Raw genomic sequence first — 13,803 nt, forward strand, 5'->3', positions numbered from 1 at the left:
CGAAAGTTTATCAATTCAAATATACGATAAAAGAGGCAAAATAGAAGATGTTTTTTGCCACCGCATGATTTAAGACCCGTTAATGAATGATTCACTACCGTCTTAAATTATGTATGGGGAAAGTTAATTTGTAATTTTGCAAAAGGTTCGAGAAAGTTATAAAAGCTTAATGGGAACACACGGACAACGGTTTTTAAACACTTTGCGAGTAAGATTTAATGATTGAGGTTCTCAAGAGGTAATGTATAGATTGAAAGACCAAGGAGTAATATGAAATCACTTTTAGCGATATTTTGAACTTTATTAAGCCATAAAAAACTATATCGACAATTTATATGATTTTAGGATGTTTTATTTATCTAAAAAACGCATGAAAGAATGAGAAAAAAACTCTATTTAAAAGGGAAAAGAATTTGTTTTACGCTTTTATTAATGTGGACATTTTCTTTAGGAATGTTTGCGCAAAATATTACTGTGAGTGGAACAGTAAAAGACGCAAAAAATGAACCGTTGATAGGCGTTACTATTCGCGTAGTAGAATCTACAGTAGGGACAATCACCGATTACGAAGGGAACTACACACTTACGGATGTACCTACAAATGCTACATTGGAATTTTCTTATGTAGGAATGCAAACACAAACAATTGCACTGGACGGACGTAAAAGGCTCAATGTGGTATTAAGCGAGGATGTGGGTTTGCTGAGTGAAGTAATAGTTGTTGGCTATGGTACACAATCAAAACGAAAGGTCACCACAGCAGTCAGCAGTATCGATTCGGAGGACATTATGCGTTCCTCTTCTACCACAACCGCGGGGGCGCTTTCGGGCAAGATGGCCGGAGTCTCTACCAGAGCCATCGATTCACGTCCGGGTAGAGGTATCAACGTCGAAATTCGTAATATGGGGAAGCCTTTGTATGTAATAGACGGCATACCCTACGGAGGTGAAGCCAGTAGAAACTGGTTAGGAAAATCAAACGTTTCTGGTGAAGATGCTTTCAATGCCCTTAGCCTGGAAGATATTGAGAGTATTTCAATATTAAAAGATGCATCTGCTTCTATTTATGGTCTTCGTGCTTCAAGTGGAGTAGTATTGGTTACCACTAAAAAGGGACGTAAGGAAGACCGTGCTACAGTAAATGTGAATGCATATTATGGCTGGCAAAATCTCACTCGTTTTCCCGAAATGGCTAATGCACCACAATACATAAGAGGTCTCCTTGAATCAGAACAGAATGCAGGAAAAGATCCAAGTACGCTTTATACTCCTGAAGAGTTTGCAAAATGGCAAGCAGGAACAGAGCCGGGATACAAAAGTTATGATTATTATGATATTATCATGAGGAACAATGTCCCTCAGTACAACATCAATGCCAACGTTTCCGGAGGGTCGGAACGTTCTAACTATTATTTATCGCTTTCAAATACTGGACAGGAAGCCATGATGAAAGACTTTGACTACAACCGAACAAACTTTCAGGTAAATTTGGAAAGCAAGATATCTGATCGATTTACTGTTGGAACTCAAACAAGCGCCAGAGCGGAACGAACAAGCGATGTGGGACTACCGGGTGGTGACGGATATTTCTCTTCAATATTGTCAATCTTTAGCAGCATACCTACCTATGGGCCATATGCAAATGATAACCCTCAATACATGAATGCAATTCCTAACAGGCCGGACTTGAACCCTGCACTCTTTTCAAGAGATATTGCCGGTTATAAGGATAACTATACAAAAAATTTCAATGTGAACGTATACGGCCAGTATAAGTTCGATTTCGGCCTGACTGCAAAGTTCACTTATTCCTATAATTATACGCATCTTGACTTTGACGGATTCCAATATTCATATGATTTTTACACGTATGACAGACCAAATGACGAATATATTCTCGGTGGTGGACAGAGTGCAAGATGGAGGCTGGAAGAACAAACAGACTCAAAATCACGGTATGGTCAGTTTATGCTGAATTATGCAAAAACACTCGGAGACCACAATATGGAGGCTGTTTTTGCATACGAGAGATCAGACTACGACAGGACAAACAGATGGTCTAATACAGCTCCAACAAACAATTATATTCCTTTTAAAACATTACCTGAACTTACAGGGTATGGCGATCAATGGGCATATCAGGCACGTTCTGGGTATGTGGGAAGATTAAACTATAGTTTCAGAGATAAATATATGGTTGAATTATTGGGCAGATATGACGCCTCATACCTGTATGCTCCAGGTAAACGATGGGGATTTTTCCCTGGTGCCTCTGCTGGCTGGCGCATATCGGATGAACCATTCTTTGAAGGCTTGAAGGAGACTGTCGACGATCTTAAACTAAGAGCTTCTGTTGGCCAAACAGGTAGCGAAGCGGGTGTAAGTATGTTCGGCTATATTAGCGGATACGACTTCGGAAACGGAGGAGCCGTTTTAGACGGCAAATACGTGATCGGAGTAAGGCCACGCGGGTTGCCCGTAACCAATCTATCCTGGGAGAAAAACACGACGTACAATGCAGGAATTGACGCCCGTTTTCTCGGCAGCAGGCTTTCATTTACAGCCGATGTTTTCACGAAGATTATTTCCGGTATCCCCGCAGCTCGTTATGATGTGCTTCTCCCAAGTGAAGTGGGTTATTCGCTTCCGAACGAAAATCTTAACAAGAATGCATACAGGGGAGCAGAGGGTATGATTACATTCAGTGACACGTTTGGAGATGTGGGGTTCACAGTGAGTGCAAACGGTACATACTCCCGATTTAAACGTCTGGAAAGCTATAAGCCTCGTTTTGGAAGTTCATGGGATGAATATCGTAATTCTGCCGAAAACAGGTGGGGTGGAATTTGGTGGGGATACCAGGCCATAGGCCGGTTCCAGTCTGAAGAAGAAATTAGAAATTACCCCATTGATAATGACGGCCAAAATAATAGAACGCAACTTCCTGGTGACATTATTTATAAAGATGTCAATGGCGATGGCATCATCAACTCAATGGATGAAAGACCAATTGGATATCCTACCGGTTGGGCACCCATGTTTAGCTTTGGCGGAAACATCGGATTACAATGGAAAGGATTTGATTTGAATATGGACTTTGCGGGGGCAGCCATGCAATCATGGTTTCAGGATTACGAGTTAAGAAATCCATTCCATGCAGGAGGCAACTCTCCGGCTTATCTCCTGGAAGACAGATGGCATCGTGCCGACGTCTATGATCCGAATAGTGAATGGATCCCCGGGAAATATCCTGCAATCAGAAAAGGGACCAGCGTGAATAACGGCAGAAACAGTGACTTTTGGCAACATGATGTCCGATTCCTTCGTTTGAAGAATGCAGAAATCGGGTATAGTCTGCCTAAAACAATTATAAGCAAAATGAATATAAGCAAATTACGCGTTTATGCCAGTGCTTCTAATCTGTTCTCTTTAGACAATGTGAGCGAATATCAAATCGACCCGGAAATTGAAGCAAGGGCTGCAGTCGTCTACCCCCAACAAAGAACAATTCTGGTCGGATTAAATGTAACATTTTAATAAAAAAGATTATGAAGAAAATACACATATACTATTTGTCAATATTACTGGTTGTCGCGGGAGCGTTTGCAGGATGTAATGAGGATGATTGGTTACAAAGAACACCCAAAGACAGGATTACTGACGAGCAACTATGGAACGACCCAAACATGATCTTGGGGTTACTGGCCAATTACTACGACAGGTTGCCTCAATTAGCAGGAGTCTTTAATACTGGTACAAATACCGAATTCGATGATGCTATGTGGTCGGGGCACGTCGACCAGAACTGGAGGAATGACATTAATTATGGAGATGATTATGCGCGTTATTGGGATTACACCTTTATTCGCGATATTAATTTGTCCTTGGAGAACATGGAGAAGTACAGTGTAAAACTGACCGATGTTCAAAAAAATCAATTTAATGCTGAACTTCGCTTTATCAGAGCGTTTGTCTACTTTGAGCTGGTGAAAAGAATGGGAGGGGTTCCTCTTATTACAACACAGTTGATTTACGATGGAAGTGGGGACCCGTCATCACTACAAATACCTCGCGCCAAAGAATCTGAAGTATATGACTTTATTTATGATGAAATTCAGGCAATAAAAGACAATTTTACCATAACGGAAAAGAGCAGAACCCGTGCAAACAAATTTGTTGCATTGGCATTACAAAGTCGCGCGATGCTCTATGCCGGTTCAATTGCAAAATATAACAACCTTATGAGTGCACCAATCTCTACTCCTGGTGGAGAGGTAGGTATTCCTGCTAACAAAGCTGCCGAATATTATCAAAAATCATTGTCAGCGTCTAAAGAGATTATCGCCAATCCTGAATATGAGCTTTATAACCCTGGTGGATCCTCCAAAGGGGAGAATTTCTATAAGCTATTCATGGATAAGAATGCAAAGGAAGTAATCTTTGCAAAGGATTTCATGACTGGCAAGGTACACGGATTTACATACGACAACGTAGTCAGAAGTTTTAGATCTGACATTGAAGGATCTTCTATGCTGACTCCCTCTCTTAGTCTGGTAGAAAGTTATGAATATCTAGATGGTTCTGATGGGCGCCTAAAAGACAAGGACTCCGAAGGCAATTACATCGTTTACGACAACATGTCCGACATATTTGCAAATAAAGATGCCAGGTTGTATGGTACTGTGGTCTACCCGGGAAGTCAATTTCGCAATATGCCGGTAAACATACAGGCAGGGGTAGCTATTTGGGAAGATGGAGGATATAAATTTCGAATTGGAAATCTTGGAACAACATACGAGGATGGCAAGGTGCTCACAGGGTTTGATGGACCCAAAGATGATGACCAGTATGTAAGTAACACAGGGTTTTATCTGCGTAAATTTGTCAGTGAGAATCCTCAGGACGGTGTTCGTCCGAGTCTTGCTTCAAATTGGTGGACCTGGTTTCGTCTTGGCGAAATCTATTTGAATGCCGGAGAAGCTGCATTCGAGTTGGGCGACGCAAGTGCACTGGGATACATCAACAAGGTTCGCGAAGTCCATGGTGGATTTCCTGCAAATAGCCTAACTACTCTGACTATTGAGATCATACAGAATGAACGACGTGTGGAACTTGCATTTGAAGACCACAGATATTTTGACTTGAAACGCTGGAGAATAGCTGATAAGGTATGGAACGGACAGGATTCTGATCCCAACGCAGTAGTTCATGGTTTGTATCCATATAGAATTTCTCGCCCCGGACACGCTGATGATGGAAAATATATATTTGAGAGAGTAAGACCAACCCGTTTCAAGAGAGCTCGTTTTTTTCGTATGGCCAACTATTATTCTTCGATTAGTCCAACAGTGTTGAACAACAATCCGAAGCTGGTTAAAAATCCATTCCATTAATCTCATAAAAAAACATTCAAATGAAAAGATATTATTTATTTATAGCTCTTTTAATAGGTATCATATTCACCGGATGTGAATATGATAATTTCGACGAGCCAAAGTCCACCCTCTCCGGTAGCGTGGTGTATGAGGGGAATCCTGTAGGAATAAGGAACAACGGCCCACAGTTGGAATTATGGCAAGACGGATATCAGTTACGATATGCTATTCCAGTTTATATTGCACAAGATGGGACTTATTCAGTCAGTCTGTTCGACGGGGAGTACAAGTTGGTGCGAAAAGCCGGAGCACCCTGGGAACCTCAGCTGAGCGACACAATTACAATCAATGTAAAAGGCAACACGGTGTACGATGTACCAGTAAAACCCTATTTTACAATCTCCAAAGAAAGCTTTCAGCATGCATCGGGTAAGATCACTGCAAACTTTACGGTTAATAAAATTGTAGAAAATGCAAATCTTGCTCAAGTAAGATTATTCATCGGACATTCAGTGTTGACAGATCAGAATAAAAAAGAGCAGGTTGTCGATGTTGACATATCCGGAATCATCTTCGGACAACAATCCTCTCTTTCTGTGAATCTGTCTGAAAGTCTCAAAAAACTGGACGAAGTATTTATACGAGTTGGCGTTCGTGCAAATGTAACGAATGAGTTTTATTATACACAGGTGCAAAAGATTAGCCTGAAATAATAAATTTACAAGAAACCAAAAGGGCAACAGGATGCCATGTCTGATGTTGCTCCTTTTGGTTTTATTTGTAAATATGTTTTTTACCTTTATAAGAGAACCTTCCCGAAAAAAATGATTGATTTGTCTACCATTTGTATCTATTTATCTACCTTTTATTAAGGATAAGTGCATTACTTTTGTGTTATAGCAATAATTTAAACGATGAAAAAAATAGTCCTCAGCCTCTTGTCACTTTACATTCTGCTTCCGCTATCGGCAGATCAAATTGAAATCAGAAGCCCGGATAACAACCTGGCAGTGACCCTCTCGCTTATGAACGGAGACCTCTGCTACAACGTAACATATAAAGACAAAACCATCCTTGAAGACTCTCCATTGGGAATAATCACCAACGTGAGCGATTTTAGCCGCAAACTGCAGTTTGTGGATGAAAACAGACAGGTTATCCATAAGACATACCATGAACCCAAAATCAAAAAAAGTACCGTTGAATACCGGGCAAATGAAGTAACCGCCACCTATGAAACAACGCGCAAAGAGAAAATAAGCCTGATATTTCGTGTAAGCAACAACGACATTGCCTTCAAATATGCACTCTCTCAGAACGGGGAGACCGCACGATGCTCTATAGAAAAAGAGCTTACAGGATTCAATTTTCCATCATTCGCCACCACCTTCCTGACCCCGCAGGCTACCCCCATGAGCGGGTGGATGAGGACAAAACCCAGCTATGAAGAAGAGTATGTGCCGGATGAACCGATAGGGACTCCTTCCAGATATGGGCTGGGATATACCCTTCCTGGATTGTTTCATGTGGGTGATCATGGTTGGGCCCTGATCTCTGAAACAGGAGTCGGGAGTCTCTACTGTGGCGCTAAACTGAGCGAAGGCACTAAAGAGGGACTCTACACTATTGACTTTCCGGAAGAGGGAGAAAATAACGGCATCGGAAGTGCCAGCCCCGCCATCTCATTACCCGGAGAGACCCCCTGGCGCACAATCAGTGTGGGCGACAACCTGAAGCCGATTGTTGAAACCACCGTCGCCTTCGATGTGGTTGATCCGTTGTATGAACCCTCAAAAACATATCAGTTCGGACGATCAACCTGGAGTTGGCTCCTGTGGCAGGACGGAAGCATCAACTACGAAGATCAGAAAACATTTATCGACCACTCCGCTCAATTGGGATATGAGCTGGTACTGATTGATAACTGGTGGGACACGCGGATCGGACGTGAAAAAATTGAAGAACTGGCTCAGTATGCCGCTTCAAAGGGAGTAGGCATCTCTCTATGGTATAACTCGAACGGCTTTTGGAGCGATGCCCCCCAGGGGCCAAAAAACCGGATGAATACCTCGGTAGCACGTAAGAAAGAGATGGCGTGGCTACAAAGTATCGGAGTGAAAGGCATTAAAGTCGATTTCTTCGGGGGCGATAAACAGGAAACCATGAAACTCTACGAAGATATTCTGTCGGATGCCAACGACTACGGCCTGGCAGTGATATTCCACGGATGCACGCTTCCCAGAGGATGGGAAAGAATGTATCCTAACTTCGCCGGTAGCGAAGCGGTACTTGCTTCCGAGAACCTCATCTTCACCCAGCATGCCAACGACCAGGAAGCTTATAACGCCACATTGCATCCCTTTATCAGAAACAGTGTTGCCGCGATGGACTTCGGTCCCGTATTGCTGAACAAACGTCACAACCGTAATAACGACGGCGGCACCACACGTAAAACAACGGAAACATTCCAGTTAGCCACTGCCGTGTTGTTCCAATCGCCCATTCAAAATTTTGGCATCACACCCAACAACCTCCGGGAGTACCCCTCTTTCGTGATCGATTTTATGAAAGAAATTCCTTCGTTGTGGGACGAAACACTGTTCATTGACGGTTATCCGGGAAAGTATGTGATACTGGCCCGCCGTAGCGGTGAACGGTGGTACGTGGCGGCCATCAATGCGGAAAAAGAAATAAAAAAGGTAAATGTGAGACTACCGATGTTCACCGCCAAAAAAGTGAATATATATTCCGACAATACAGAACGTTCGCCGGAATTGAAACAGATGAATATCAAAAAGGAGGGTGAAATCACCTTGCAGATTCAACCCGAAGGAGGGGTAATCATAACAAATTGTGAGGATTGTAGGAATTGAGTGAAATAAGTTTTAACTTTACACTCATTAAACTACCCTCTGATAAAACATTAAAAAAAATGTCATCCATGAGATTAAAAAGAACATGCCAAATTATGCTGCTGATACTAATCGGCAGTGCGTCTGTGCAAGCACAGAACAGACTGATCATTGAAGCCGACAAGGGACAAAACACCATCAACAAACACATCTACGGACACTTCTCCGAACATCTGGGTCGTTGTATTTATGGTGGATACTGGGTAGGCGAAGACTCATCCATTCCCAACACCCGGGGAATACGGAATGATGTGGTTCAGGCTTTGAAAGACATCAGCATCCCCAACCTCCGGTGGCCGGGAGGATGCTTTGCCGACGAGTATCACTGGATGGACGGAATCGGCCCCCGTGAAAACCGGCCCAAGATGATCAACACACACTGGGGGGGCGTGGTAGAAGACAACAGCTTCGGCACCCATGAATTTCTGGACCTTTGTGAACAATTGGGGACTGAACCCTACATCAGCGGAAATGTGGGCAGCGGCACCGTAGAAGAAATGTCTAAATGGGTTGAATATATCACCTTCGACGGCGAGAGCCCGATGGCCAACCTGCGCCGCAAAAACGGACGCCAGGAACCCTGGAAAGTAAAATTCTGGGGCGTAGGAAACGAAAGCTGGGGTTGCGGCGGGAACATGACTCCCGATTACTACTCCGACCTCTATCGCCACTATGCCACTTTCGCTCGGAACTATGGCGACAACCGGCTTTACAAAATCGCCTGCGGTGCAAACGGGGGCGACTATAACTGGACCGAAACACTGATGAAGAATGCGGGTCGGCAGATGCAGGGCCTGTCGCTCCACTACTACACGGTACCCAAAGACTGGGGCGACAAAGGATCTGCTACCAACTTCGACGAAGAGGAATATTTTACCACCATCGAAAAAACGTTGTTCATGGATGAGCTGATCAGCAAACATTCTGCCATCATGGATCGTTATGATCCCCGGAAACGGGTCGGCCTGATCGTTGACGAATGGGGTACCTGGTACAATGTGGAGCCGGGAACCAATCCGGGGTTCCTCTATCAGCAAAATACCCTGCGAGATGCCATCGTAGCCGGAATCAACCTCAACATCTTTAACGCACATAGCGACCGTGTACAAATGGCCAACCTCGCTCAGACGGTGAACGTGCTACAGGCTGTGATGCTCACCGACGAGGAAAAGATGCTGCTCACGCCCACCTATTGGGTCTTCTACCTCTACAAAGTACATCAGGATGCCACCCTTCTTCCGATTTCCTTTACCAGCAACAAGTATCGCCAGGGTGACAGGGAAATTGATGCGGTAAGCGTTTCTGCATCAAAAGATGCCAATGGCAAGATCCATATCACTCTCGTAAACGCCGACCCCAATAGCGAACAACGGATCAACACCCAGCTTATCGGAGCCACAGCCAAAAATATTAAAGGGAAAATACTCACCTCTGGTAAAATAAACGATTACAATAGCTTTGAACAACCGTCTAAGGTAAAGGTAAACGACTTCAAGGGAGCAAGCCTTTCGAACAATAACCTTTCGGTGGTATTACCCTCCAAATCGGTGGTAATGCTCGAAATTCAATAAATAAAACATTTATATGAGTATAGAAGAACTAAAAGCAGCTGTCTTCCAGGCCAATCTCGATCTGGTAGAACATGGGCTGGTGATCTTTACCTGGGGGAACGTGAGCGCGGTCGACAGAGACAAAAACCTGGTCGTCATAAAACCCTCCGGTGTCTCTTACGATCAAATGAAGGCGGAGGATATGGTGGTGACTGATATGGAAGGAAAAGTGGTGGAAGGGAAATACAAACCCTCCTCGGATACGCCCACCCACCTGGAACTCTACAAGGCCTTCCCCGCCATCGGCGGAGTGGTACATACCCATTCCACCTTTGCCACAGCATGGGCACAGGCAGGATGCGACATCCCAATCATTGGAACCACCCATGCCGATTATTTCAGCGACAACATTCCCTGTACCCGCGACATGACGGAAGCTGAGGTGAAAGGGGAATATGAAAAGGAAACAGGTACCGTGATCATCGAGCGTTTTAAAGAACTGAATCCGGTACATATACCCGGCGTGCTGGTGAAAAACCACGGTCCGTTTTCATGGGGAAAGGATCCGCACGAAGCCGTCTACAACGCCGTTGTGATGGAGCAGGTAGCGAAGATGGCTTTTGTAGCCGGACAGATCAATCCTCTTCTCACCATGAATCAGTCGCTTATTCAAAAGCATTTTTTCAGGAAACATGGCCCTGACGCTTATTACGGACAAAAATAACATCAACAAAAATAAAAAATATGGAATTTAAAAATCAGGAAGTATGGTTTGTAACAGGAGCGCAGCTTCTGTACGGAGGCGATGCAGTTGTTACCGTAAATGCCCACTCGGAAGAGATTGTAAAAGGACTGAATGATGCCGGAACGCTGCCGGTAAAGGTAGTATACAAGGGGACTGCCAACTCATCACCCGAAGTAGAGAAAGTATTCAAGGAAGCAAACACCGCACCGGAATGCATCGGTATCATCACCTGGATGCATACTTTCTCTCCGGCAAAAATGTGGATAAAAGGATTACAAAACTTCCACAAACCTTTGTTGCACCTGCATACGCAGTTCAACAAAGAGATCCCCTGGAGCGAGATAGACATGGACTTTATGAACCTGAACCAATCGGCACACGGTGACCGTGAGTTTGGGCATATTGTCAGCCGGATGCGGAAGAACAGGAAAGTGGTTGTGGGACACTGGTCCGACACAAAAGTTCAGGATCGCATTTCGGTATGGATGCGCGTTGCTGCTGCCTGGGCAGATGCTCAGGACATGGTGATTGTACGCTTCGGCGATAACATGAACAACGTGGCCGTAACCGATGGGGATCGCCTTGAGGCAGAACTTCGCCTGGGTTATCATGTCGATTATTATGCCATCGGTGATCTGGTGGCGTATCAGGATAAGGTTACGGAACAGGACATTGATGAGCTGGTAGCCGAATACGAAAAGCTCTACACCTTTGCAGACAACTGCAAAAAAGGCGCCAGAGATCATGGACAGGTACGCGAGGCTGCACGCATAGAAATTGCTCTTCGTCGTTTTTTGAAAGACAAAAATGCAAAAGCCTTCACCACCAATTTCGATGCACTGCATGGGTTGAACCAGCTGCCTGGGCTGGCCAGTCAGCGCCTCATGGCGGAAGGATATGGATTCGGTGCCGAAGGAGACTGGAAAACAGCAGCCCTATTGCGCACTATTTGGGTGATGTCGAAAGGACTAAAAGGAGGATGCTCCTTCCTGGAAGATTATACCTACCACTTCAAGGGCGAAAAGAGTGCAATCCTACAATCTCACATGCTGGAAGTATCGCCGCTGATCACAACACAGAAACCTCGCCTGGAGGTACACCCGCTCGGCATCGGTGGAAAAGCAGACCCGGCAAGACTGGTATTTACCGCAGACCCGGGAGCAGGACTGGCAGCAACAATCGTGGACATGGGCAACCGTTTCCGCATGGTAGTCAATAACGTAGACGTACTGAAACCGGAAGCGGCTCTTCCTAAACTACCGGTGGCAAGCTCGCTGTGGATTCCACAGCCAAATCTGGAAGTTGGAGCTGCTGCCTGGATCTATGCGGGCGGAACGCACCACTCCGCATTCAGCTATGCACTCACCAACGAATATTTTGAAGATTATGCCGATATCGCAGGCATCGAGCTGGTGACAATCGACAAGGATACCACCATCAACAACTTTAAATTTGAGCTCAAAGTAAACGAGGTCTATTATCTGCTGAACAAATCGCTGCAGTAAATATTCACACTCACCAGAGCCGATGAAACAACGTGCATTGATTTTCTCAGTCCTATTTCTTTTCCTTCTATTCAGGCAACAGGGAACTGCAGCCAATGATCCTGAAGGAAGAATAGGAGTACACGATCCGGTAATGATCCGGCAAGACAGCACCTACTACCTCTTCCACACCGGAAGAGGTATAGCTGTTTGGTCTTCTACTGACATGAAGTCATGGAAGCGGGAGAAGCCGGTATTTGCCGATGCACCGCAGTGGGGCGTTGACGCTGTTCCCTCCTTCAGGGGACACATATGGGCTCCCGACATCAGCTACCACAACGGGCAGTACTACCTTTACTACTCTGTCTCCGCGTTTGGGAAAAACACCTCCTGCATTGGCCTGGCGAAAAACAAAACACTGAATCCCGACGATCCCGCATTCCAGTGGATGGATCACGGAGCCGTCATCTGCTCCACACCCGACAAAGACAACTGGAATGCAATTGACCCTAACCTGATCATCGACGAAGAGGGACGCCCCTTTCTGTTCTACGGGTCTTTCTGGGACGGGCTGCAGATGGTGCGCCTGAACAACGACCTCACTGCCCCCTACCCCGGTGAAGAACCGGTGACCGTGGCTTCCCGCAAACAGAAAAGATCACCGGAGAATCCTCCGGCAATCGACAACAATCCGGTGGATGCCGGCGGCAACGCCATCGAGGCTCCCTTTGTGGTGAGAAGAGGTGAGTACTACTACCTCTTTGCATCCATCGATTACTGCTGCAAGGGAGCGGAAAGCACATACAAAATGATCTACGGACGTTCCCGCAAGATCGAAGGACCTTATCTTGACAAAGAGGGAAAAGAACTGCTCTTTGGGGGTGGCACCATCCTGATGGAGGGTAACGAACGGTGGCATGGCGTGGGTCACAATGCCATTGCAAACTCCTGCGGAAACGATTACTTGCTGTTCCATGCCTACGACGCAAACGATGAAGGACGCTCCAAACTCCGCATCGTACGTCTTTCCTGGACAAAAGAGCAGTGGCCTCAACTGTTGGAAGAGGTATATTGAGCTGCTATCGCTCAGCAAAATTTCTTACGACAGACAACAAGGAACTGTCAAACCGCACTAAACAACTGAAAACAAATAAAGAAAATAAAGAGTATGAATAAATATGTAATTGGACTGGACTATGGATCCGATTCCTGCCGTGCCATCATTGTTGATGCAGCCAACGGCAATGAGATTGCCTCCTCTGTGAAGTATTATCCCCGATGGATGAAGGGCAGCTACTGCGATCCGCGTAGCAACCGTTACCGTCAGCATCCGCTCGACTATATCGAAGTGCTGGAGGAAAGCATCCGCGAAGCGCTCTCCAAGTCACCGGAAGGTACCGCTGAAAAGGTAGTGGGGATGGGATTCGACACCACAGGATCCACCCCTGTACTGACAGATGAGCAGGGTACGCCTCTGGCTCTCCTGCCGGCGTTTGCCGAAAACCCAAACGCCATGTTCGTGCTCTGGAAAGATCACACCGCCGTAAAGGAGGCGGATGAAATCAACAAGCTGGCAAAGGAATGGGAGACAGACTATACCGCCTTCGAAGGAGGAATCTACTCCTCTGAGTGGGTATGGGCCAAGATGCTGCACATCCTTCGCGAAGACGAAACCGTGCGAAAAGCAGCCTACTCCTGGGTAGAACATTGCGACTGGCTCCCTGGACTGATTACCGG

The 13,803-nt window shown here is 45.5% G+C and carries 9 protein-coding genes; all 9 read left to right on the top strand.

Translation table 11 applies throughout. The annotated features are described in order from the left end of the window. The first annotated feature begins 378 nt into the window (after positions 1–378). Positions 379–3,537 carry a SusC/RagA family TonB-linked outer membrane protein gene (locus tag B3Z75_RS06800; RefSeq protein ID WP_414702871.1) on the top strand — a complete coding sequence of 1,053 codons (3,159 nt, stop codon included), beginning with the start codon at positions 379–381 and terminating at the stop codon, positions 3,535–3,537. Between the two features lie 11 nt (positions 3,538–3,548). After that, entirely contained in the window at positions 3,549–5,393 is a 1,845-nt protein-coding gene (locus B3Z75_RS06805) for a RagB/SusD family nutrient uptake outer membrane protein (RefSeq protein ID WP_294068996.1), read from the top strand. Between the two features lie 20 nt (positions 5,394–5,413). Continuing rightward, entirely contained in the window at positions 5,414–6,088 is a 675-nt protein-coding gene (locus B3Z75_RS06810; RefSeq protein WP_294068999.1) for a DUF3823 domain-containing protein, read from the top strand. Between the two features lie 201 nt (positions 6,089–6,289). Then, positions 6,290–8,248, top strand: a complete 1,959-nt coding sequence (locus B3Z75_RS06815) for a glycoside hydrolase family 97 protein (protein WP_294069002.1) — start codon at positions 6,290–6,292, stop codon at positions 8,246–8,248. A 68-nt stretch (positions 8,249–8,316) separates the two neighbouring features. Further along, complete coding sequence (locus tag B3Z75_RS06820) at positions 8,317–9,858, top strand: alpha-N-arabinofuranosidase (RefSeq protein WP_414702872.1); 1,542 nt, start codon at positions 8,317–8,319, stop codon at positions 9,856–9,858. 13 nt (positions 9,859–9,871) lie between these two features. Continuing rightward, on the top strand, positions 9,872–10,561 hold the full coding sequence (locus tag B3Z75_RS06825) for an L-ribulose-5-phosphate 4-epimerase (protein ID WP_294069009.1): 690 nt from the start codon (positions 9,872–9,874) through the stop codon (positions 10,559–10,561). Positions 10,562–10,581: 20 nt separating this feature from the next. Then, positions 10,582–12,087, top strand: coding sequence for an L-arabinose isomerase (gene araA, locus B3Z75_RS06830; RefSeq protein ID WP_294069012.1), 1,506 nt, complete (start codon positions 10,582–10,584; stop codon positions 12,085–12,087). 22 nt (positions 12,088–12,109) lie between these two features. Next, positions 12,110–13,141 (top strand): arabinan endo-1,5-alpha-L-arabinosidase, encoded by a 1,032-nt coding sequence (locus tag B3Z75_RS06835; protein ID WP_294069014.1) that lies wholly within the window; start codon positions 12,110–12,112, stop codon positions 13,139–13,141. A 93-nt stretch (positions 13,142–13,234) separates the two neighbouring features. Further along, positions 13,235–13,803 (top strand): FGGY family carbohydrate kinase (locus B3Z75_RS06840; protein ID WP_294069017.1); only part of this gene is annotated, 569 nt, incomplete at its 3' end.

It is taken from the genome of Proteiniphilum sp. UBA1028, assembly GCF_002316955.1.
GTDB lineage: Bacteria > Bacteroidota > Bacteroidia > Bacteroidales > Dysgonomonadaceae > Proteiniphilum.